Source organism: Streptomyces sp. NPDC005811, from assembly GCF_040630405.1.
Lineage (GTDB): Bacteria > Actinomycetota > Actinomycetes > Streptomycetales > Streptomycetaceae > Streptomyces.
Genome location: NZ_JBEXXK010000097.1, coordinates 1 through 21,723, shown reverse-complemented (window position 1 = coordinate 21,723; position 21,723 = coordinate 1). Strand labels below are relative to the sequence as shown.

Sequence of the window (21,723 nt, the reverse complement as noted above, 5' to 3'; positions counted from 1 at the left end):
GGCGGGGTAGTGCTTCATCCCCACAGGGGACTCCGTTCTCCTGGACCATCAAGATCCAAGTGTCTCCGGTGTCCAAGATCCGGGGTCAAGGCCCCACTTTGAGGTCGGCTCCTCGTCGTGAGGTGCCGTCGGGCAGCATGGGAAGATGGACTTCGCTCAGCCTTTGCCTCGCGAGCTGAAAGCCGTTGATTCGGCCTCGCTGTCCGGGCTGGAGGAACGGGCATGTGACCTCGGCCTGAGCCAGCGCCTGGACCCCGCTTGGGTACGAGCGAACGCGGCGCACGATGGCACCCACTACTTGTGGCCGGCCCTGTGGCACAGCCTGTCCCACCGCCCGGACGTTCCACGTCAGTTGCGGTGCGAGCTATTGATCACTCTATGTGCGGGCGGCCGCGTGAGGAGTCTGCTGGATGTGCTTCCCGACGACTTCGCCGCGCTGCCACGGGTGACCTCACGCGAAGTAGGCATGCAGGTCAGCCTGCTCTTTGACCGTGCTCTTTCGGTCCGGGAATGGCTACTGCGTCAGGGCGCGGGCTCGGATGACCGGCTGTGACCATCGTCGCCAGCAGACGCGTGCGCATCCCAGGGTGAGGAGGCTTCATGGATGTCGTCGCGGATCTCCCAGCGGATCCGCAGGCGGCGCAACCAGCGCAGGTGGGCGAAGGCGCGCTCGACGACCCAGCGCCGGGTTCCGAGTCCGCAGCTGTGTTCGGTGCCGCGTCGCGCGATCAGTGGCTTCACGCCGAGCGCGCGGACGAGGCGGCGGTACTTGTCGTGGCCGTAGCCGCGGTCACCGAGCACGACGTCGGGGCGGCGCCGGGGCCGGCCACGCTTGCCCCGCACGGGCGGCACTGCCTGGAGCAGTGGAATGAGCCGGCTGACATCGTTGCGGTTGCCGCCGGTCAGGGAGACAGCGAGCGGGATACCGGTGGCATCGGTGATCAAGTGGTACTTACTGCCCGTCCTGCCCCGGTCGACAGGTCTTCGCCCCGTCTTGGGGCCCCTTTTCACGCCCGGATGTGGGAGCCACCGACCGTCGCCCGGGAGAAGTCCAGGGCATCCGCGCTGCGAACCTTGGCCAAGAGCGCGTCGAGGAGCCGGGGCCACACATCGGCCTCAGTCCACTCGGCCAGCCGCCGCCAGCACGTCATACCCGAACCGAAGCCGAGCTCCTGCGGCAGGTGTTCCCAGGCAATCCCCGTATGCAGGACGAACGGGATGCCCTGGAACACCAGTCGGTCCGGATACCGCTTCCGTCCCGGATGCCGGGCCCGACGCTCAACTCTAGGCAGCAGCGGCCCGATCAGCGCCCACAACTCGTCCTCGACTTCCCACGGCTTCGGCCGTGGCAAACCGGATCTCGTTCGAGCGGCAGCGGATGATCATCCGGACGGAGGTTCGGGTGCGGCCGCGGGCATGAAAGAACGGACCCCTTGGCAGTGACGCGGTGACGACACCCCGCACGACCAAGGAAGCCCGCCGCCTGATCAGTCGAGCAGTATGTGTGCCTTCGTCCACCACGGGCACCCCTGGGCGTGACCGCTACGCCCACAGGTCCGGTTCGATCGCTCCGGGACCGCGGGTACGGTGCTGTCCAAGTGACACGACGGATGCGGAATGGGGGCCGAGGCCCGCTCCGCGACGCCCGTACCGGCCTGGCTGCTCAGACAGGGCGGGCGTCCGCAGGCGCACCCCCACCGCGAGATACCCGACGCCGTGCGTCTACCCCGTCGACAACGGCGTGAAGCGGATGGCCATGCCGGCCGACTTCCCGTACCCGCGGGCGGTCCACGCCTACCTCCGCCGCTGGCGATCCCACGACCACGCGCATGAGCTGCACGAACACCTGCGACGCAGACGGAACGACAACCGGGCCGACACCCCATCACCCCCCCCTCACCGGCAGCACAGCCCACTCCCCCGGCGAGCACCATCACCTGCCCGAACACGATCGTGAGGAACATCCGACGAACGCCGCCACCCAACGCTGCACCCGTGGGCGCCGCCCGAGCGGAAGCCGGCCCGGGCCCGGGCCTCGGTATACGGACAGGCCCGGCAACTCCCAGCCCTCGGGCAGCCCGGCCGGAGCAGACACGGCAGGCAGCTCATACTCCCGGCCCCCGATCCAGGCACTGACCCAGCCCGCCGAAGCCGACGACAGGAACAGCCACCCCCACGACAGCCAAGCCGCCCCGCGCTCGTCGCCAAGAAGCAGCCACTCGGCCACCCCGTCACCGCAGGATCAATCAGGCTCTGTCCTCGCGACCAGGCACGCACCGCCCCCACCCCGCTGACACCCACCCGACACCACCACAACACCCACTCACACCGCGATTGGTACGGAGACGCCGGAGAAGGGCGCGGCGTTCGGCCCGTGGTCCGGAGATCTCCACGCCTTCTCCGCTCTACCCCTTCCGTCGCGTTCCAAAGGTCGTGCGGGGGTTGCGCCTCTTGAGCCTCGCCCCCCTCCGGGGGGCGCGGGCAGCCGGGGTCAGGCGCCAGTATCCGTACGGGTTGTGGAAGAAGTCGTCATCCTCGAACCGTTCGCACTCCACACGGTTCATGATCCAGCGCGTGGCGTCCTGCGCGATGCGGAAGCCCTCGCCGTTCTGGACGCCGTGGTCCGGCTGCTCGGTCAGCAGGTAGTACGACGCGATCTCCATGGTGGTCACCCACTCCCCCAGCAGCTCCGGCTCGGGCACCGCGGTGGTTCCGGGGGCCAGCTCCACGTCGGCCTCGCCCAGGAGGTGCATGCCGCAGCTGTAGTAGACCTCCCCGTCGTGGATCACCGGCACGACCCACGCCCGGACGAGGACGCCGACCAGGTCGTCCGCAGTCTCGGCAGCCGCCGCCTCGCTCGCCAGCGCCAGCCACCGCTCCCGACCGCAGGCCACCCCGCTGGACTCGTTCTTCACCGCGCTGGCTCCGTTGGCCAGCAGGGCCGCGGTGACGGCCAGCGCCCGGCGGGACACGTCGAGGCCGGTGGCCTGGGAGACCGGCGGCGACAGGACATAGACGACCGAGTCGTGTGCGTCCACCGCGGCCCAGTCGTCATCGCCGAACTCGTCGACGCCGGTGGCCCGGCGGGAAGCCACCGCGACGTCGAACGCCTCACGCATCCGGGGGTCAGGCTCCCGCTGGAACTCGTCGAGCGTGAAGTCCCCCGCGCCCGCCTCCTCGACCACCCGGCTGATGACATCGGGATCCAGGCCCACACCGACCGCGCACAGCACGTGCCTCGGCGTCACACCGGACGCCGGGACCACGAAGCGCGTGCCATCGATGACGTGTCCTTGCCACACCTTGCTCATCTGCCCAGCATCGCAGATGTGCGTACGACGTTGTGATCTCTGTGGCACCAACAGACATTGCGGTCCGGCCCATTCACACGGTTCCCCTCGTCCCCGGGAAAGCAGGGGCGCGGGGAACGGCCGGTCACGTCCGGCTCCACCTCTGGTTGTCCTGACCGTTGCAGGACCACAGGACGAGCTGCATGCCGTTGGCGTGGTCCGCGTCGTAGGCGTCCAGACAGAGACCGGATGCGACGTCGGCGCTGACGGGCGCTGCGGCGGTGACGAAGTTCAGGATAAAGGCGTCGCGCAGGAGCAGGTAGGGCTCCAGGAGGCGAGAGAAGTCGGCGGGCAGGGGGCGCACCTGGGCGTAGCCGTCCAGGTAGGCGCGGGCGAAGTCTTCGTAGGCGCCGGGTTCGGTGTGGGCGATGCGGTGGACGGAGGACAGGACGGTGGCGATGTCGAGGAGGTAGTGGCCGGTGCCGCAGTCGTCGAAGTCGATGACGCCGACGCCGCCGTCGGGCAGAGCAATCATGTTTTCCCGGTGCAGGTCGCCGTGGATCCTGCCCCGGTCGGTCGGGCCGCCTTCCTCAAGGGCCGGGGTGATCAGCTCGGCGACCTTGCGCAGCGCGGCGGTACCGTCGGCGCCGAGCTGCTCGTGGGCGCCCGGGCCGGTGAGGGCGTGGCCGTGGTGGAGGATCGTCTGCGCGTCCCAGACCGGCCGGTCGAAGTCGGGCAGGTCCACCATGGCCGCGTGCTCGTGCAGGCGGGCCGTGGCGGTGCCCACCTTCTGCGCGACGCCGGACTGCCGATAGGGGGGCGCTGCGGTGCCGGGGAGCCAGTGGAGCAGCGCGAGGGCGGCCGGTTCGTCGTGGTCGGGGACTTCGATGGGGGCCACGTCCCGCAGCACAGCGAGGCCCTGATCACCTGGGCGGCCATCACCCTGATGGCCCACCGTCTGACCCAGCCGACCCGTTCGGCTCTCCAAACGCCCAGTGCCGCAGCCGCCCCCGGATCCACGTCATCACGCCCTCAACCTGCGCCGGTGCCAGCCCCATCTCCCGCTCCGGCAAGCTGATCCAGCCGGGGATACGCTCACACCACCGCGCGACCCCGCCCGCCCACAACTCCTCATCGCGGACGTGCCGCTACCGAAAGTGCCTGGCGCTCGCGGGTCAGCGTACGTCGATGTAGTCGCCTGTGGCCCCGGCCGTCGAAGTGGTCGTGTCGCCGGGGAAGTACCAGCGCCAATAGCCGTCGGCCGTGGCCCTGACCGTGGTCTTCAAAGTGCCGCCGCTGCCGCTGGTCACCGTCTTGACCGTGGTGTACGTGGAGGTGCCCGCCTTGCGGAACTGAAGCTTCGCCTTACGGCCGGAGTAGCCCCCGTACTTGTGGGTCTCCCAGTTGGCGCGGGTCAGCTTGCCAGTCACGGTGAGCGTGGCGTTCTTCCTCACCGGCTCCGGAGAGGCGTTGGCCGTGAGCTTCGCCTGCCGCCGCACCGTGAACGTGGCAGCCTTGTCCGCGCTGAGCCAGTCGCCGTCCTTGCCGTACACATAGGCCTCGATGTACCAGGGGTCGTCTGCCGGGCCGTTGCCGTAGAAGTTGCTTGTGTCCACCGTCCACGAGCCGCTGCACGTCGTGGTCGTGGCGCTGACGGCAGTACAGGTCAGGCCTCGGTCCGACGCCCGGTAAATGTAGGACGGCAGCCTCACATGAAGGTTCATTTCCCTGATGCCGGAGTTGTCCCGGGCCGTGACGCTCACCCTGAAGGTCTTGGGGGCGGTGGGGCCCAGCGCGAGCTCGGCACCGCCGTTGACGACCACGTCGGTGATCGTCGTGTCGCCGTCGGCGTGAGCGGCCGGAACCGCGAGGACCGAGAGGGCCAGGGCGCCGGTCAGCGCGGCAGCCAGAGAACGTATACGCATTCATTGCCTCCACATCGGTTAAGGAACACGTCCACTGTGCCAGGTATCGACCAAGAAATAATCGGTGAAAGTACGTAACCGTATGCGCATTTGGGGCTTCCTGGTCCGTCCGAATGACGCGCGCCCCTCAGCGAGACCCCCGCTCGGGCTCATCCAGCGGCGGACTACGAACAAGGACACCCGAAGCCGAGGACCGAACGTTCCAACACGGTCAGATATCCCGCCCCTGGCAGAACCGCAAACAGGCACTACGGCCGCGGGTCGGTGCCGTACTCGGCGACGGCGGACCGGGGCACCGCTGACCACGATGAGCAAACCGGTCTCGACAAGGATCTCCTCGGCAAGCCGGTCAGTGCGGACAGGGTGAAACACCAGACGTCCACGGCCGCCTTCGCGCGCGGCCCGGATCGCGGTGTCGCACTCTTCCGGCCGGGCCGCCTGCACCATGGCTGGTGAGGGCCCATCAGGATTCGCGAGAGGGCAGATCAGGAAGCCAGCCTCCTCCTCCGCCCTCGATATGACCGCCCGGACAGGGCCGTGGCCGCCAGGCCGAAAGGCACCGGCCTGGCGAGAGGTGGGTCAGTGGCGGCCGCCACGGTGGTGCGAGCCCCAGGACTCCTCGGCGATGACGCGCCCGCGGGCGTTGCTCAGGGTCGCGGTGTCCCGGCCGTTGTTCCACACGTAGGCGCGGCGGCCCTGGTAGACGTCGGTGCGGGTGTCGGAGCCCTGGCCGGTGTGGACGCGGACCGTGGCGCAGCTGGCCAGGCGGTAACCGCCGCAGGCGTAGGTGTGGCCGGACGCGTCCTCCAGCATCCAGCCGTCGAGGTTGACCGCACCGCGGGTGGTGTTGGTCAGCTCCACCCACTCCTTGTTCAGCGAACGATTGGAGCGGTCGCCGCGTCCCGGAGAGTCGTACTGGACGGCCGAGATCTCCACCTTCGCACCGCGGAGCACGGCGCTCGGCCGCAGACGCCGGCAGCGCCGCCACCGAGACCAGGGCGCCGGCTGCCAGCGCGGCGGCGGTCAGACGGCGGGCGGAGAGCGGAGCGGAAAACGGACAAGTGCCCCCTGACGGTGCCGGCACCCTCCCAGCCGTCCACGGCCCTGCGGCCGCCGGTGGAGAGTCAGCGCGGTGTGCGGTGGCAGCCAACCGGCCGCACACACAGCTTCCCCACCATGCAGGGCACTTGAGAAGGAAACATGGACCTTATTACTTTTCGCCCGCATTTCCGCGACCCTCGGTTGCATGGTCCATTTACGTTGCGGATGCACGAAGTTGGCGCCCCGGCAGGCCGGCCGCCCTCGAAGGAGCACGGCGACAGCCGGCGTCCCCGGCCCGGTACCGCTTCTCAAGCGGACGGCCCGTCACCCGAAAGTGAGCAACAGGCCCTTCGTCCTCCCCGGGCCATGACGTCACCAGGCCAGCCCCGGTTTCCCTACCGGTGAAGAGGCGTGGGGTGTGGAGGAGGCGCATGGCCGGCGAGGTGAAGGTCCTCGATCTGCTCGAGGCGGTGCAGGCGTACCAGCGGGACGCCGGGCACGGCTGGGCGGCGGACGCGGTGCTGATGCCGGTGAACAGGCGGGTGCTCAACCTCGCCGACCGGGAAGAGCGGGCGGCCCTGTCCGCGTGAAAGGGCAGGCCGGTGCGGTGGGCGGCCCGCCTCGCCCCGCCCGGACACGACCTCCTCCTCTACCACCGCGCCCACCCACGCCAGACGACACCCGCGGACGCAGGACCGGGTCGGCAGCGCGTCGAACTGCGCCTGTCCCAGATGGCAGCACTGCTGCTCGCCGTCAGCCTCGCCGACCGGCTCCAGCAGCCCCTCGCAGACGCACTCACCGACCAGGTCCGCGCGGCACGCTGCGACCACCTGGTCAAACGCTGGGTCCTCCACCCCACCGAGGACCAACTCGCCGGCATCGCCTACGTGTTCTGGCTGCACAAGACGACCGGATCCGCCGCCGAAGCCCGCGCTTCACCCGCGACACCGGCCACACCTACCAACCCGCCCCCACCCCGCGCACCGCCGTCCCGCCGTCCGTCCCGATCCTGCACCGCCAGCAAGAACCGGCCCCACCACCCGGCAACCACAGCTGACAGGAGCGCCTCCAGCCCCCCTGGCCCGCCCCTCGCACAGCTCCCGGCAGCCGAGCATCGAGGTCGACGGGATGCGGCGACGGCCGCCCCACCGGGGCAGGCCGCCCTGCAGCGCGCCTAGACCTAGAAGGCTGATGAAGATCTTGGTGAGGGCTGTCCGGCGTCAGGCCGGACAGCCCTCCGCTCATGCACTGGCTGGTGCGATGTGCCAGGTACCGCTGGTGTGGGTGAGTCCGAGGTTGATGAGTCGGCGGAGGTTGAGGGCGGCGGCTCGGGTGTGGAGCCAGGTGTCGTTCTTGATGGTGCCGCGGTAGCGCAGGCGCCGGTTGCCGTGGTGGACGAGCCAGGCGACGGCGCGTTCGGCGGGGGGCCGCCAGCGGCGGTAGTCGGCCTGCCAGCCGGGGTCGGTGGCGGCCTGGTGGCGGGCGGCTGTCTGGAGGTCGTGGTGCGGGCGGATGGTCAGGATGCGTCCGGCCTTGGCTTTGGTGCACCGCTCACGCAGGTGGCAGCCGGCGCACAGGTCCCCGAAGGAGGCTTTGCGCTGGTGGTGCTGCCCGCCGGGGTCGGACAGAGCCACGGTGTGTCCGGCCGGGCAGGTCACGGTGGCGGTGGTGGTGTCGATGGCGAAGTCGTCGAGGGTGAAGCCGCCGGGGACGGCGGGCCGCAGTGGTGCGGGTTTGAGGAACAGCCGGTGCCCGGCCTCGTGGAGGGCCTGGCGGGCGTCCCCGGTGGAGTAGGCGGTGTCACCGAAGGCATCGAGTGGGGTGTCCTCGTCGGCGAGCAGTTCCTGGCCCACGGCGGCCTCATGGTGCTCGGGCCCGGCGCCGGGCCGCAGGGCGACGGCGGTGTATAAGCCGGTCTCGGGTTCGATGGCCAGGTGGGCCTTGAAGCCGTCCTGCTGGTGGCTGCGGGTCTTGTGGACGTGCCGGGCTTCGGGATCGATGGTGGAGACCGTCCGGTTCGGGGCGGTGCCCCGGGTGATGCGCCAGCGTCCGTCGCGGCCGTCGGAGTCCTCGGCGGGCTCGACGTCCTGGCCGGCGACCAGGGCCAGGATGCCCACCGCGTTCGCGGCTTTCTCGCCGAGCTGCTGGTCGGGCAGGTGGCCCAGCAGTCGCAGGGCATCGGTGACCAGCGCGTCGACCAGTTCGGCGCGGGCCTGCTCGTCGTTCCAGGCGATGCGGGGCTTGCCCGGGTCGGTGTAGTCGTGTGCGCTGCACTGGGCAGCGGCGACCGCGTCGGCGCCGGGGACCTCGCGGATCACCGCCCGGACGGCGGCGATGATCTGGGTGACGGTGTCCTGGGTGGCGACCGCGTCGTCCAGCACGGTGGAGTCCAGCGCCCGGCGGTGCTTGCCCTTCAGGACACCGGTGGCCTTCACGACCTCGCGCACGGCCTCGAAAATACGGTTCGGGCGGGCGGAACGGGCCAGCCGGCGGCGGAAGTAGGCCAGCAGCGACGGGTCGAAGGCCATGTCGTTGAGGCCGAGCCCGCATGCGGCCTTCCACCGCAGGTCGCACCGCAGTTCCTGGACCGTCTCGAAGTCCGACAGCCCGTGCAGGGCCTGCAGCATGACCGCTGAGGCCAGGATCTGCGGCGGCATACTCGGCCGCCCGTTCGCCGACGGGTACATGTCCGCGAACATCTCCGCCGGAAACAGCGCACCGCGGTGCTCGGCCAGGAACGCGAACACACTCCCGGCCGGGATCAACTCCCGGCACGTCTCCCACACGTCCGGGCCGACGGTCTCCCCGGCCCACTCGCCCATCGCCACGAAAACGAGTCTGGCCCCGCCGCTCACGCGGCGGGGCCAGAACCCAAGATCTTCATGAGCCTTCTAGGCCCTGTCTGCGGTTGTGATCACGTGTGGGCTGCCACACTCCTCGTGTGATGACACCACGCGAGTTGCGAGAAGCGTGCCCACCGGGAGGAGGGCCCTACGCTTGCCCGTGTTGCCGCCTCTTGACTCTTGACGCCCGGTGCGCATGGGAGATCTGCCCGGAGTGCGGTTGGGAAGACGACGGGCAGGATGATCTGAATGCCGATGAGGTCTGGGGCGGCCCGAACGGATCAGAGAGCCTGACCGCCGCCCGCCTTCGATACGCGGACTACGCAGCCAGGGATCGATCAGGAGACCGGCAATCGCTAGCCCAGGGCGGCGAGGGTGCGTGGCAGGGTGCGGCCGAGCAGGTCCTGCGCGGGACCGGTAAAACGGAAAAGTGAAACTTGTCCGCTTCAATCGGGGCATGGTGCCTGTTTCCTGCGCTCGCATGATGCGCCACTGCCAGCGTCGATGAGGGCGACGGTGCCCCACTTCTTGCGGGCACGGGGGCGAGGGCCTTGAGCATCCCAGTGCGCAGGGCGCGGTCTCGGTGACATCAGGGGCGCGGTGCGGGATCAGCAGGACCGCATTCCCGCCCACCTGAGCGGCGGCAGGCGCGGTCACGGCCCGCTCCGCGGCGATCTGCTCGCCCAGGCCGGGCCGGGACCCGCTCGGCCGCGGCGAGGTCCTCCCGCTCGGCCCACACCTCGGCCAACTGCTTGACCACCTGTTCTTCCAGATCGTCCCACTCCGCACGGCGTGCCGCGATCCGCTCGGTCACCTCGGGCTCCGCCATGTGCCAGATCGTAGGGAGGACAACGAGGCGGCGGACCGGAACGGGCGAACCACCCTGCCCGACGATCTACATGCTGGACACTGCCCCACCACCGGCCCAAGCAACCTCACCCGCCAGCACGCCAGAGCCTCTGACCAGCCGAAATCAAGATGGCGGAACTTCATAGGACGATACGGCCACCCCCGGTCGCACGGCCGGCTTTGCAGCCGCGGCGGTGACACCACGACGTTCGCGGTCCCGTAGCACCTACTCACACAGAGTGGCCTGGTTGATACCCAGATCTGCGGCGATGCTCTTGTATGTCACCCCGGGCGCGGACTCGTACCGGGCCACGGCATCGACCTTGAACTCGTCCGAGTAGTCCTTCATCGCCATCGGCGTCTTCTCGCTTCCTCCGGATCAAGCAGATCCAGTATCAGCGTGTCCACCAATCACGGGGGGAGGCCCCCGTGACCTGCTCGTGCCGCACCACACCAGCTGACTCACCCGAACACTGGGGAGCGAAGATTCCTGCGCGCACTGCTCGCCCGCGCCAACACGTTTGCAACCCGGATCAGCGCCTGCATTGGTGCAGATGCAGGACGCATCCGGACCCTCACCTCACTCTTCGATCCGGTCCACCAGCCCCCAGGCCAGGACGCGCTCGGCGGGGACGGCCCGGCCGTCCAGGACCAGGTACAGGGTGCGCCAGCGGCCGATCCGACGCGGGATGCCGACCGTGCCACCGGCACCGGGGATCAGGCCCATGGACAGTTCGGGCAGCCGGACGGTGGTGCCGGGGGCGGCCACGACCCGGGCGGCGAAGGACGGGAGTTCGATGCCCGCGCCGACACACGTCCCGTGGATCCGTGCGGTGAGCCGGTCACCGAGGGCGTGCAGGCGGGCCGCCGCGCCCGCTCGCGTACGGATCAGGTGCGCGGCCGCGAGGTCCGCGGCGATACCGAACTCGTCCAGGTCGCCGCCGGAACTGAAACAGGGGCCGTTGCCGTCCAGGACCACCTCGCGCACGGTGTCGTCCCAGAGGGCAATGTCGAGGGCCGCGACCAGGGCGTCCCGCAGTTCGGCGCCGTGCGCGTTGCGCCGACCCGGCCGGTCGAGCGTGATCCGCAGGCCATCACGCTCCCGGCGCACCACCACGGGGTCGCCTGTCGCGCGCGGCGGCGCGGGCCGTGGCCCGCGAACCGCGAGCCACCGGGCGAAGCCGGAACCGCCCAGCAAAGTCGAGTACGCCAACGACTCCAGGTCCAGGGCCTGTGGCACCGGCAACTGCCCTGCCATGTGGAGGACTTGGCGCAGCACCAGGGCCGCGTGCGGTTGTTCCTCCGCCCTTGCGCGCAGGAATTCCGCTTCCGCGGCCGGGTCCGTGACCGCGACGGTGGCAGGGTGCCCGGCGGTGTCCGTCGCGCAGAGGCGGTCGTAGGGCGCTCGTACCAGGGTCAGATCCAGGGCGTGCAACAGGGCGTCGGGACAGTCAGGAATCTCTCGGCCGGTGCGCCCGATCAGCAGCCGGCTGCTGTCCCGGGCTCGGCGGGCGGCACGCTCCAGGTCGGCAGCTGTGGGCACGGTGGGCAGGTCCAGATCAACAATCTGCAGTGGCCGGGACGGCATGGCGCGCGTGTCCAGGAGATCGGCGTCCGCCGCCCCGGCCGCGAGATCGGTAAGGGAGATTGCTGTAGTCGCAGGCACCTCTCTGATCTACCATCCCCTTATGGTCGACCGGGCATCTGCCAGCACGACTGGGTCCTCCCTACACCGAGCACCCGGTGGTTCGCTGGCCGCCTCCTTGGACCAGCCTCGTGGCGAAGCGGCGCAGTCGACACGGCCCTGGCTCGAAACCGACCCCTCCCGCATCGCGGAGGACTGGGCTCGCAGCAGCGTTCCTCTGTTGACCGGTCACTCCGACGGGTCCCCGCTACTTCCTCCCGGCGGAGCGGCCACCCTCGCCTCCCGGCTGGCCGACCACATCGCCGCCGCCGGTGGGACGAGGCTCGATGGGGCCCTGCTCCTCGCCGAGCGGGCCGCGCTCAGCGGGCGTGGACGGCAGGGTCGGCTGTCGGTGGGCGGTAGCTGCCGGCTGATGCCCACCAGGAACGGCTGGGCCGCCGTATCCGATGCGCGTCCGGACGACTCTCTGTTGTGGAGCGCGCTGATCGGCCGGGATCTCGATGCCGAGGCACTGCCCGGCCGGTTGGCCGACTGGCTCACCGCTCACGACGGCGCGGAGCTGGACGAGCGGGTGGAGCTGCTCGGTCTCGCAGGAGGTTCGGTCCGGCCCCAGCCGGACCGTACCTGCCCCGTGCCGGGAAGACCCCGCGATGTGGCAGGTTCGCTGGTGGTCGACTTCAGCGCCCTGTGGGCGGGACCCCTCTGCGCGTATCTGCTGGGCACAGCGGGTGCCCGCGTGGTCAAGGTGGAGACGCCGTCCCGCCCGGACGGTGCCCGCTTCGGAGCTCCGGTCTTCTACGATCTGCTGCACGCGGGGCATGCTTCGGTCGTCCTCGACCCCATGGAGGCGCGCGGCCGCGCCGCCTTGCACGAGCTGGTCGGCCGGGCGGACGTGGTCATCGAGGCCTCCCGGCCGCGCGCTCTGGCGGGATTCGGACTCGACGCCGAGGCGGAGGCGGCCCGCGGCTGCACCTGGATCTCGATCACGGCATACGGGCGAGCGTCGGGGCGCATCGGCTTCGGCGACGATGTGGCTGCCTCCCGCGGACTCCTCGCCGTGGACGGGGACGGGCTGCCGGTGTTCGCCGGTGACGCCGTGGCCGACCCGCTCACCGGTCTGCTCGCCGCCGGGCTCGCCCTGTCCGAACAGCCGGGGGGCGGGGGTGCGCTCCTGGAGGTGTCGATGGCGGACGTGGTGTCCGCCTCCCTTTCTGTGTCCGCTCCGGGCGATGTCCGTATCGTCGGGCAGCGCGGCGGCTGGCTGGTGGACACCGGCGGCACGTCGTACCCGATGGCCGCCCCGCGTCCGCGCCGTCCGACCGCCAGCGCCGCGGCGAGCGGAGCCGACACCGCAGCGGTGCTGTGTGACCTGGGGATCAGGGTGCCGTGAGCGGGCTGCTGATCCGGAACGCGGAGATCGACGGCCGACGGTGCTCCGTGCGCATCCGGGGCGGGCTGGTCGAGGATCTCGATCCCGTACTGGTACGTGCACCCGGTGAGGAAGAGATCGACGCGGCCGACGGCGCCCTCCTGCCCGGCCTGACGGACCATCACCTCCATCTGTTCGCGCTGGCGGCCGCGTCCCATTCCGTACGATGCGGTCATCCCGACGTCCGCGACCGAGCGGCACTGCGGGCGGCGCTGCACCGGGCGACTCCGGACCGGTACGGCTGGGTCCGGGGCGTCGGCTACGACGAACGAGTCGCCGGACCGCTGGATGCCGTCGGGCTCGACGCGCTGCGCGCGGACGTCCCGGTGCGCCTGCAGCACAGAAGCGGCGCCCTGTGGGTACTCAACTCCCGTGCAACCGAACGGGCCGGTCTCGTACCCGGACGCCATCCCGGCATCGAACGCGATGCCGCCGGACAGCCGACGGGACGGTTGTGGCGTGCCGACCACTGGCTGCGCGAACAGTTGCCGGAGGCGGCGGCTCCGTCCCTGGCGGCGGTGGGCCGTCGGCTCGCCGGTTACGGCATCACGGCGGTCACCGACGCCACGCCGTGCCTGACTCCCCGTTCCGTCGACAAGCTGGCCGAGGAGGCGAGGAGCGGCCGCCTGCCCCAACGGCTGCTGCTGCTCGGAGCGCCTCTCGGGACACCGTCGACCGCCCGGCCGATGCCCGGCCCCTGGAAGATCGTCCTCGCGGACTCCGGACTGCCCGACTTCACCGGGCTGACCGAGGAGATCGAGACCGCGCATCGGCTCGGCCGTCCCGTCGCCGTGCACACGGTCACCGCCCCCCTCTCTGGCCCTGCTCCTCGCGGCGCTGGAGGAGACCGGCGTGCTTCCCGGTGACCGTGTCGAACACGCGGCCGTGGTTCCGGCCGAGGCCGTGCCCGTCATGCGCCGCCTGGGTCTGAGAGTGGTCACACAGCCCGGTTTCCTCGCCGACCGCGGCGACAGCTTCCTGGACGGTACCCCGCCCCACGAGCACGCCGACCTGTACCGCTGTGCCTCGTTCCTCCGCGACGGCATCCCCCTGGCGCTGTCGAGCGACGCCCCGTACGGACCACTCGACCCCTGGTCCGTGATCCGGGCGGCCACTACGCGCCGCGTTCCCGGCGGGCGGACCGCGAACCCCGCCGAACGCATCACCGCCGCTCAGGCGCTGACGTCGTACCTCTCACCACCCCACTCCCCCGGCTCCTCTCGCCCGCACCTGCGCCCCGGCTCGCCCGCCGACCTCGTTCTGCTCGCCGTCCCTCTGACCAACGCCCTGTCACATCCGTCGGCCGACCTCGTGCGGCTGACTCTGATAGCGGGGAGGATCCGTCATTTCCGGTCCTGACCGGGCCCTCAAGCCGATCGCCCCGGGCGCCGAAAGGGACGCGCAGGTCGGTGGGCGAGAGAGCGGGCCTCTGGGGATGCCCACGGTCACCGCCAGTCCCCCTGAGCGGTACTCCCCCGCGAAGCAACCGGGCTGACGCCGCTCTGCGAGGCCTCAGACGCCCTTCGGGCACCTTCGCGTACTGGGTCTTGGACGCCATGCCGCGACGTGAAAGTGTGGCACTGCTGGAGCACGGCTTCTTCCCGGACGCGCAATCCAGTACTGGTTGTACTGAGTGACCTGTTCTTGTTGGCGAGTGCGGCCAGTTCAGGACCCGACTCCTCGACACGGTCGACCACTTCATGCGTCACTCCGCGCGCCTCCTGGTGACTGGTGCCTCGCACGCACCGCCACGCCGCCTGCGGCGGGGTGGCCTCAGCGTCGGGGCATCGGAGCCGGTTCCGCGGGGCGCCTTCCGCTGACCGGGACAGGTGTGCCGGCACGGGTGACACGGGGCGCAGCGCGGCGGACGAGCGGCCCCTGAGGGCGGAGAACCAGACGCCGGCGCCGTAGGCGAGGTCGTCGAGGCGGCGGGCGATGCCGTAGCGGAGCGGATCGAGGGTGGCCTGATCACGACGGTACTCACGTGCGATATCGGCCACGGCGGCGATCGCCGTGGCACGTCGCACCCGGCCGGAGACCGCGCAGCCGACGACCGTCAGCGGCCACCAGTGGCGGGTCAGCAGCGTGGAGGTCTGTGCCAGGGTGGTGAGGGCGCCGTTGGCGGTGAGCCGGTCCGGGTGCCAGGTGCCGGGTGCCGGGTGCCGGGTGCCGGGTGCCGGGTGCCGGGTGCCGGGTGCCGGGTGCCGTCGAGCTTGCGGGCGATGCGTACGGTGACGACGCCGAGGACGGCCGCGCCGGCCGGGACCGACCAGCGTCGGCCGGCGAGCAGTGCGGCGGCGAACGCCGTGCTCCACGGGGCGAACACGGCGGGTGCGACGAATTCGGGGTGCCGCTCCGCGAGGGGGTGGGCGCCGGTGCCGTAGACGGCCTTGCGCCGCAGCCAGTCCCCGAGCCGTACCCGGTGTTCGTGGGCGGCCCGGTCGGCGGGTTCGTAGTGCACCCGGCGCCCGGCCGCCACCAGCCGCCAGCACAGGTCGACGTCCTCCCCGACCCACATGCCGGCGTCGAAGCCCTCCCCCAGCGCGTCGGTCCCGGCAGACGCCCATGAGGAGGAAGGGACCGCCCCACTCCTGGCGCAGCCACGCGAGGTCCTCCCAGGTGGGCGGCGGGGTCCCCATCCACTCGCCGTGGGCGCCACGGGAGAGCGCGTACAGGTCGCGCCACTCGTACTTGGAGCGCACCGAGGTGTCGACGTCGGGTGACAGGGCACGCAGCGCGCCCACGGTCGCATCCTCGCGGGAGATGTGCGGAACGCGTCCCATCCGAAGAAGCGGCAGGTGTTCTCGTACGTGATCATGTTGATCTCGTGGTCCGGGGCGCCGGCGCCGTTCATCTCGTCAAGGACGAACTCCGGCGCGTTGGGCCAGATGGTGTCTGAGTGCGGAAAATCGCACTCCCACGCGATGTTGGCCACTCCGATGTCGTGCCGGACCTTGAGCGCGGTGGGGTCGGTGACGTAGCAGGCCAGGGAGTGCTCGCGGAAGATCTCGCTGGGCAGTTTGCCGCCGAAGTCGTGGCCCGGCCAGCGCTGGTTGGTGTAGTACCGGTCGCAGCGGTCCAGGTAGCACGGGATCCACCCGATACCCGCCTCCGACCAGGCGATCTTCAGGTCGGGGTATTTGGTCATCGCCCCGCCCCACAGCAGGTCCTGGGCGGCGAAGGTGGACACCTGCATGGCGAGGATGATCATGTTGTCGATCGGCGCGTCGGGCGCGTTGCGGATGGCGGCGAACCCCTGTCCGATGTGCAGCCACATGGCGATGTCGTTCTCGCAGACGCCCGGAAGAACGGGTCCCAGTACTCGAGGTCGTGGTAGTTGGGCAGCCTCTGGATGTGGGGGAGTTCCGGCATCGTGACCGCCTTGACCCCCTTGGCCGCCACTCGCCTCACCTCCTCGGCGAGTTCGTCCCGGTCCCAGACCGGCGCGATCGCGAGGGGACGAAACGGCCCGGGTAGCTCGCGGCCCACTCGTCGCGCGCTGAATCCCGCGTACGACGGGAAACACATCGAGGCGAGTATCCCGTTGCGGTTGATGTCACGGACCCGCTCGTGGATGTCGTAGCTGCCCAGCCACATCTCCGAGAACGTCGAGGGGTTCAGCCCCCACTCCTCCTTGGGCCGGCCCACCACCGCGTTGAGGCCGATGGAGCCGCTGGACCTGCCCTGGAACCACCACTTTTCATAGCCGTTCTCAGAATGGACTTCGGCGCCTGGTCCTTGTACCGGGCCGGGACATGCTGCTGGAACATGTCGGGCGGCTCGACCGCGTGGTCGTCGATGCTCACCAGGATCATGTCGTCGACATTCATCGCGTCTCCCGTCAAGACGGTTGCGTGCAACATGGGTTGGGACGGGCGGAGAGGCGCAGGGCGCCCGCCGGACCCGGCGGGATCACCAGCCGGCGATCTCGGGAATCACCTTCGCCCGAGCGTCTCCAGCGGTCTCAGGTCCGCCACAGCCGTGACCGCGCAGTAGACAGTGGTGAAGCCCAGTTCGTGCAGCCGCCGCGACTCCGCAAGCAGACGCCCTACTTCACCGGGCCCGTCGGCGGTGAGCGGCAGCAGTGCAGTCTTCTCGACGGCGTCGATGTCGCGGCCCACCGCCTCGCAGTGTTCGCGGAGCCGCACCACCTTCTGTGCGGCATCGGGTCCGCCGTAGACGTTGAACGCGTCCGCGTATCTCGCCGCAAGGCGCAGCGTGACACGCTCATCGCTGCCCCGGCCGGGATGCGGGGACGCGGACGGCTCAGCGCCTGGGGCGAGTTGAGGGTGCCGCCCAGCTGGTAGTGCTCCCCCACGAAGGGCTCGTCCCCGTCGGCCCACCTGGCCAGGCAGATGCGCAAGGTCTCCTCCAGCCTCGCGAAACGCTCGCCCTGGGGCCCGAAGGGCAGGCCGAGGCCGGTGGCCTCCTGCTCGTTCCAGCCGGCGCCGATCCCGAGCCATGCACGCCGGCCGGAGAGGACGTCGAGCGTGGTGACGATCTTCGCCAGAAGCCCGGGAGAGCGGTACGTCAAGGCGGTGACGAGCGTCTGCAACTCGATCGACCGAGTCCGGCCGGCCAGGTGGCCGAGCGTGGTGTACGCCTCCAGCATCGGCTCGTGCTCCTCGCCGATCACGCTCACCTGCCACACATGGTCGGTGAGACTCAACCGGCTGAAGCCGGTCTCCTCCGCCGTACTCGCGATGCGGGTCAGGCCCGGCGCCATGCGGGCCGGCTCGAGTCCCGAGTGGTCGTTGATGTGCAGTGCGAGTCTCATCTGCGCGCTGAACTGGCCTACGCCGTCGCCACATAACTTCGATACATAGAGATCTATCGCAGAATCACGCGGATAGCGGCTCAAGACAAGGAGGCGGCCCCGGATATCGCCTCGCGATCCCCGAGGCCACGGCGCCGCAGAAATCTATCGTCTACAAAAATTGAGCGGTAGAGTGACGGCGCGTCCACGTTTCACCTCCCCCCGCCCCCAGTCGCACGCACCGCTCACCGTGGGCCGCCGGCACGTCGACCGATGACAGCACCGTCACCACCACGACATGGAGAACCGATGCCCAGCAAGGCCCACCAATGGTTGACCGACCGCATCCAAACCGGGCGGGGCGGCGCTCCTCCCACCCTCGCCGAGGAACGAGCCGCTGCTGAGGCCAACGCGGCCCTCACCCCGACACCGGCGGGCATCACCGAGTCGGCCTTCCCCGGGCACGAGGGCGCCCTCCTGTTCGAACCGGCCGAACCCCGTGAGGACGTGGTCCTGTTCCATATCCACGGCGGCGGTTTCCGCAGCGGTTCGGCGGCGGGGACACGCTCCGTAGCCGGACTGCAGGGACTGCGCATGCGCGCCCGGGTGGTGGCACCCGAGTACCGGCTCGCCCCGGAGCACCCCTTCCCCGCGGGTCTGGACGACTGCGCCGAGGCCTACGCCGCCGTCCGGACCACCTATCCCGACGCCCGCATCGTCGTGGCGGGCGACTCTGCAGGAGCCGGCCTGGCCGCCGCGCTCCTGGTACGTCTGCGGGACGCGGGCGACACCTCGGCGATCGCCGGGGTGCTGTACTCCGGCGTCTTCGACCTGCGTCCGGAGAACTACCTGACGGGCAGCTGGGCCGAGAACGACGACACCGACGCGATTCTCACGGCCGGTCGCGGGCCGCTGATGGCCCGGGACTACCTGGGAGGCCACAGCCCGGAAGACCCTCAGGCCTCGCCCGCGCTCGCCGATCTCACAGGGCTGCCTCCGCTCTTCGTCCTCGTCTCCGGTTCGGAACTGCTGCGGGACGACTCGTTCAGCCTGGCCACCCGCGCGGGAAGCTGCGGCGTGGAGACGGTGCTGGAGATCTGGCCCGCCATGCATCACGCCTGGCCCATCTGCGGGGTCATCCTGCCGGAGGCCCTCGAGGCCCTGGACCGGGTCGCCGCCTTCGTGGAGCGCGTCGCGGCCGGGCGCGTGGTGAACGGGCCCGGCCTGGCCGACGATCCGCAACTCCTCGCCCAGCTGTCGTTCTGAGCGCCGGCCGCCTCGACGAACGGCATCCCGGACGCCGGCGGCTGCGCGGGCGATGACTCACCCACGCGCGCGCTGCCGACGGCGGGTCGGCGCGGCACGGAGCGGCCGGCCCCGCACCACCAGCCGCGGCTCCGTCTGCTCGCGCCTCGCCGCGACACGCCCCTCGATCCGCTCGAGAAGCAGTCGCACGGCACGTCGGCCGAGGTCGTCGCCGGACTGGTCCACGGTCGTCGGCGAAATGCCGGGATGGCTCGCGATGCGCACGTCGTCGTACCCCACGACCGACAACTGGTCTGCGTCCAAGCCGCGTTCCTTGACGGCCCGGAGCCCCTCGAACGCGAGGTCGTCGTGCGCGGCGAAGATCGCGGTCGGAGCGTCGGCCGAGTCCAGCAGCCCGGTCGTAGCCTGCGGGACGTCGTCCGTCGAACGCGTATGCAGGACCTGGATGTGGGATTCGCGACCGGTACGGGACATCTCGTCCAAGTAGGTCGTGAGCCTGACCGCAAGTGCCGCCCCCTCCCGCTCCATGGCCTCGCCGTGCCGTGTCAGGTGAGCGACTCTGCGGTGCCCCAGATCGAAGAGGTGCCGCATCGGCAGCCGGGCTCCCTCCGCGTCGACGCCGACGACAGTGCCGTGGTTCACCGACCGGTCGTGCCGCGACAGCAGCGGCAGGGGCACTCGCGCCGCCAGGTCCTCCAGGCACCGTCATCACCTCCCTCGACGTGGCGATCCTGCGTCTCCAGGCACCGTTCGCAGCACGCGGCCGGGCCTCCGAGGACGTCTTCCACCAGGGCCGTCTGTGGTGCACCGAGGAGGAACTCGCCCCGGTGCCGGAGATCTGCCGGCGGGTGCCGACCGTGGTGGACATCTGCCTGGATCGGCCGGGCGTCATCCCTGAGCTGGCCGGGGAGGCCGCCCCTGGTCGTGAATTTCGGTGCGGACGACGACGTGCTCGACGTGCTGTTCGGCGCGGCGGAGCCGGGAGTCTACCCTTCGAGCTGCCCTCCTCCGAGAAGGCCGTTCTCGACCACCCCACGGACCATGCGCATGGAACGGCGGACCCGCTCCTCCCGTTCGGCCACGGCCTTCGCTACGGCGCTTCCGACTGCCCCTCCGCAGCCGGCGCCGAGTCAGGCCTGCCGCTGTGGTCGGGGTCGGAGCCGCGGCCAGGATCGCGCGGGCCTCTCGCGAGCACAGGCCGTGTTGGTGATCAGCGCACGCCTCCAGGATGGCCGGGTAGAACTCCCGCAGCTGGGACCGGAGTTGGTTGTGGGCCTGACCGCGGTCCCACACGGCATCCTGCTGGGCCCGGGCAAGTACGGCGACGGCCTGCACGAGCTCGGAATCCGAAGGAAGCGGCCGGTGAACGGCCATATCGGTCCGCGGGATGTTCGCAAAGGCCGCAGCGTCGACGGCATCGGACTTCTTCCGGGCGACCGAGTGCCGGTCCCGGTAGCGGGTTGATCGCGTATACCAGGCGGCCGGTGGCGGGCAGGCAGGCGACGAGGAGTCCGCGGGAGGTTTCGATCGCGACGGGGATCGGCGCATTACGCAGTCACCGTGCTCAACCAGAAGAGCGGTGAGCTGCCCGAAGCCGGCCGCATCGTCGTTGATCCGTTCCCTTGCGAGTTGAGTTCCGCCGGCGTCGACCAGCGCGATGTCATGGTGATCCACAGACCAGTCCACCCCTCAGAATACTGGCGTCGACAACCCGGTGATCTCCATACAGCCCTCCTCCCTCGATGTTTTCTCAGGTCAGAGCCTGTGCAGAGTGCGCGTGCTCCCTAATGGAAGTGCTCAAGGCACGACATCTCACCAGCCGTTCGCAACCCCAGCGAGAGGTGCGGCCCTCGGTCTGCTTCAGAGCTGGGACTCAGGCAGTGGAGAGAGGTGATCCACACAACCGGCTCGGACTGCGGACAGCGCACCGCGTCTTGGCCCGCAGCGCCAGTCCCGCCGGAAGAGGCACGTACATGCGCGATGGGCGCGGGACCGACCTCGTCTTGTCAAAGGACTCCGTGGGTCCGGGCATACGCAAAGGCTCGGCCCGCGCCACGAAGGTCGCCTCCAGTCTCCCGACGGCAGACCGGGGACCAGGACTTGCCTGCCGTCCTTCGCGTCCCATGAGGCGTACTCCACCGCGACAACCGCGCCTACCTGCGACGGCGCGGTATCAAGGCCACCATCGCGCAGCCGGACGACCAACGCGCTCACCGCAGGCACCGCGGACGTGCAGGCGGCCGGCCCCCGGCCTTGGACAAGACTCCGTACCGTCGCCGCAACGCAGTTGAGCGTTGCGTGAACAAGTGGAAGCAGTTCCGCGCGGTGGCCACCCGGTACGACAAACGCGACTACATCTTCAACGGCACTCTCGCCATCACAGCAATCGTCATCTGGCTCCGCGAGACCGTCCAAGAGCCATCAGAAGCGGCCTAGCGCGTGTCTCTTTGATGGGTTGGTCAGTTGATCGGATGTGTCTGTCCGGTTAGTGATCACTGATGCGATGGGGGACCGGATCGAGCCGCTGATGCCGGCCGATCCGGTCCGCGGACGGCGATGGGCTGACCACCGCCGCATCCTCGATGCCATCGCGTGGAAGTACCGCACCAACTCGCCCTGGCGGGACCTCCCCGACGAGTTCGGCTCGTTCCAGACCGCCCACAAACGGCTGATCAGATG

The 21,723-nt window shown here is 70.2% G+C and carries 20 protein-coding genes and 5 pseudogenes; 10 read left to right on the top strand and 15 right to left on the bottom strand.

From position 1 onward, the window contains the following. Window positions 1-145: 145 nt before the first annotated feature. Window positions 146-553 carry a hypothetical protein gene (locus ABZ490_RS50465; RefSeq protein WP_359007212.1) on the top strand — a complete coding sequence of 136 codons (408 nt, stop codon included), beginning with the start codon at window positions 146-148 and terminating at the stop codon, window positions 551-553. On the opposite strand, the pseudogene ABZ490_RS50460 reads toward ABZ490_RS50465, so the two are convergent. The 6 genes and pseudogenes from ABZ490_RS50460 to ABZ490_RS50435 form a co-directional block, all read right to left on the bottom strand. After that, a pseudogene (locus tag ABZ490_RS50460) lies at window positions 515-1,352 on the bottom strand (IS5 family transposase). The gene ABZ490_RS50465 and the pseudogene ABZ490_RS50460 overlap by 39 nt on opposite strands. Before the next feature lie 1,053 nt (window positions 1,353-2,405). After that, window positions 2,406-3,311, bottom strand: a complete 906-nt coding sequence (locus ABZ490_RS50455) for a hypothetical protein (protein WP_359007209.1) — start codon at window positions 3,309-3,311, stop codon at window positions 2,406-2,408. A 124-nt stretch (window positions 3,312-3,435) separates the two neighbouring features. Continuing rightward, window positions 3,436-3,546, bottom strand: a pseudogene (locus tag ABZ490_RS50450) (RICIN domain-containing protein); the annotation flags it as partial. A 108-nt stretch (window positions 3,547-3,654) separates the two neighbouring features. Further along, a pseudogene (locus ABZ490_RS50445) lies at window positions 3,655-4,188 on the bottom strand (phosphotransferase); the annotation flags it as partial. 277 nt (window positions 4,189-4,465) lie between these two features. Beyond that, window positions 4,466-5,215, bottom strand: coding sequence for a calcium-binding protein (locus ABZ490_RS50440; protein ID WP_359007206.1), 750 nt, complete (start codon window positions 5,213-5,215; stop codon window positions 4,466-4,468). A 579-nt stretch (window positions 5,216-5,794) separates the two neighbouring features. Beyond that, a complete protein-coding gene (locus ABZ490_RS50435) occupies window positions 5,795-6,151 on the bottom strand; it encodes a lamin tail domain-containing protein (protein WP_359007203.1) in 357 nt (118 codons plus the stop codon). Between the two features lie 536 nt (window positions 6,152-6,687). On the opposite strand from ABZ490_RS50435, the gene ABZ490_RS50430 reads away from it, so the two are divergent. Together ABZ490_RS50430 and ABZ490_RS50425 are read left to right on the top strand one after the other, a co-directional pair. Then, window positions 6,688-6,846, top strand: coding sequence for a hypothetical protein (locus ABZ490_RS50430; RefSeq protein ID WP_359007201.1), 159 nt, complete (start codon window positions 6,688-6,690; stop codon window positions 6,844-6,846). Between the two features lie 12 nt (window positions 6,847-6,858). Then, a complete protein-coding gene (locus tag ABZ490_RS50425) occupies window positions 6,859-7,434 on the top strand; it encodes a DUF6417 family protein (RefSeq protein WP_359007198.1) in 576 nt (191 codons plus the stop codon). A 63-nt stretch (window positions 7,435-7,497) separates the two neighbouring features. Here the strand turns inward: ABZ490_RS50425 and ABZ490_RS50420 are convergent, their stop codons facing one another. After that, entirely contained in the window at window positions 7,498-9,078 is a 1,581-nt protein-coding gene (locus tag ABZ490_RS50420; RefSeq protein ID WP_359007220.1) for an IS1182 family transposase, read from the bottom strand. A 122-nt stretch (window positions 9,079-9,200) separates the two neighbouring features. Here ABZ490_RS50420 and ABZ490_RS50415 point away from each other — a divergent pair, with 122 nt between their 5' ends. Continuing rightward, on the top strand, window positions 9,201-9,533 hold the full coding sequence (locus tag ABZ490_RS50415) for a CPCC family cysteine-rich protein (RefSeq protein WP_359007218.1): 333 nt from the start codon (window positions 9,201-9,203) through the stop codon (window positions 9,531-9,533). A 155-nt stretch (window positions 9,534-9,688) separates the two neighbouring features. Here the strand turns inward: ABZ490_RS50415 and ABZ490_RS50410 are convergent, their stop codons facing one another. From ABZ490_RS50410 to ABZ490_RS50400, 3 genes and pseudogenes are all read right to left on the bottom strand, one after another. Then, the gene (locus ABZ490_RS50410) at window positions 9,689-9,928 is read right to left on the bottom strand and encodes a hypothetical protein (protein ID WP_359007195.1); all 240 of its coding nucleotides are present in this window, start codon (window positions 9,926-9,928) and stop codon (window positions 9,689-9,691) included. A 255-nt stretch (window positions 9,929-10,183) separates the two neighbouring features. Continuing rightward, window positions 10,184-10,303, bottom strand: a pseudogene (locus ABZ490_RS50405) (transposase); the annotation flags it as partial. 225 nt (window positions 10,304-10,528) lie between these two features. Beyond that, window positions 10,529-11,491 (bottom strand): enoyl-CoA hydratase/isomerase family protein, encoded by a 963-nt coding sequence (locus tag ABZ490_RS50400; protein WP_359007193.1) that lies wholly within the window; start codon window positions 11,489-11,491, stop codon window positions 10,529-10,531. A 322-nt stretch (window positions 11,492-11,813) separates the two neighbouring features. Here ABZ490_RS50400 and ABZ490_RS50395 point away from each other — a divergent pair, with 322 nt between their 5' ends. The 3 genes from ABZ490_RS50395 to ABZ490_RS50385 are packed head-to-tail and all read left to right on the top strand — an operon-like array spanning window position 11,814 to window position 14,381. Then, window positions 11,814-12,983 carry a CoA transferase gene (locus ABZ490_RS50395; RefSeq protein WP_359007190.1) on the top strand — a complete coding sequence of 390 codons (1,170 nt, stop codon included), beginning with the start codon at window positions 11,814-11,816 and terminating at the stop codon, window positions 12,981-12,983. After that, window positions 12,980-13,888 carry an amidohydrolase family protein gene (locus tag ABZ490_RS50390; protein ID WP_359007187.1) on the top strand — a complete coding sequence of 303 codons (909 nt, stop codon included), beginning with the start codon at window positions 12,980-12,982 and terminating at the stop codon, window positions 13,886-13,888. Before ABZ490_RS50395 ends, ABZ490_RS50390 begins: the two co-directional genes overlap by 4 nt. Next, a complete protein-coding gene (locus ABZ490_RS50385; protein ID WP_359007184.1) occupies window positions 13,875-14,381 on the top strand; it encodes an amidohydrolase family protein in 507 nt (168 codons plus the stop codon). The genes ABZ490_RS50390 and ABZ490_RS50385 overlap by 14 nt, the downstream gene beginning before the upstream one ends. A 718-nt stretch (window positions 14,382-15,099) precedes the next feature. On the opposite strand, the gene ABZ490_RS50380 is transcribed toward ABZ490_RS50385, so the two are convergent. The 3 genes from ABZ490_RS50380 to ABZ490_RS50370 form a co-directional block, all read right to left on the bottom strand. Beyond that, window positions 15,100-16,299, bottom strand: a complete 1,200-nt coding sequence (locus tag ABZ490_RS50380; RefSeq protein WP_359007181.1) for a hypothetical protein — start codon at window positions 16,297-16,299, stop codon at window positions 15,100-15,102. Continuing rightward, window positions 16,230-16,670 carry a hypothetical protein gene (locus tag ABZ490_RS50375; RefSeq protein WP_359007178.1) on the bottom strand — a complete coding sequence of 147 codons (441 nt, stop codon included), beginning with the start codon at window positions 16,668-16,670 and terminating at the stop codon, window positions 16,230-16,232. Before ABZ490_RS50375 ends, ABZ490_RS50380 begins: the two co-directional genes overlap by 70 nt. 400 nt (window positions 16,671-17,070) lie before the next feature. Next, entirely contained in the window at window positions 17,071-17,799 is a 729-nt protein-coding gene (locus tag ABZ490_RS50370; RefSeq protein ID WP_359007175.1) for an LLM class flavin-dependent oxidoreductase, read from the bottom strand. Between the two features lie 288 nt (window positions 17,800-18,087). Between ABZ490_RS50370 and ABZ490_RS50365 the strand changes: the two genes are divergently transcribed. Beyond that, window positions 18,088-19,044 (top strand): alpha/beta hydrolase fold domain-containing protein, encoded by a 957-nt coding sequence (locus tag ABZ490_RS50365; protein ID WP_359007172.1) that lies wholly within the window; start codon window positions 18,088-18,090, stop codon window positions 19,042-19,044. A 57-nt stretch (window positions 19,045-19,101) separates the two neighbouring features. On the opposite strand, the gene ABZ490_RS50360 is transcribed toward ABZ490_RS50365, so the two are convergent. Both ABZ490_RS50360 and ABZ490_RS50355 read right to left on the bottom strand, forming a co-directional pair. Then, window positions 19,102-19,686, bottom strand: a complete 585-nt coding sequence (locus ABZ490_RS50360) for a substrate-binding domain-containing protein (RefSeq protein ID WP_359007169.1) — start codon at window positions 19,684-19,686, stop codon at window positions 19,102-19,104. Between the two features lie 246 nt (window positions 19,687-19,932). Further along, complete coding sequence (locus tag ABZ490_RS50355; RefSeq protein ID WP_359007166.1) at window positions 19,933-20,718, bottom strand: transposase; 786 nt, start codon at window positions 20,716-20,718, stop codon at window positions 19,933-19,935. A gap of 465 nt (window positions 20,719-21,183) precedes the next feature. On the opposite strand from ABZ490_RS50355, the pseudogene ABZ490_RS50350 reads away from it, so the two are divergent. Further along, a pseudogene (locus ABZ490_RS50350) lies at window positions 21,184-21,480 on the top strand (transposase); the annotation flags it as partial. A 67-nt stretch (window positions 21,481-21,547) separates the two neighbouring features. Continuing rightward, on the top strand, window positions 21,548-21,723 hold a 176-nt coding region (locus ABZ490_RS50345; protein WP_359007215.1), incomplete at its 3' end, for a transposase.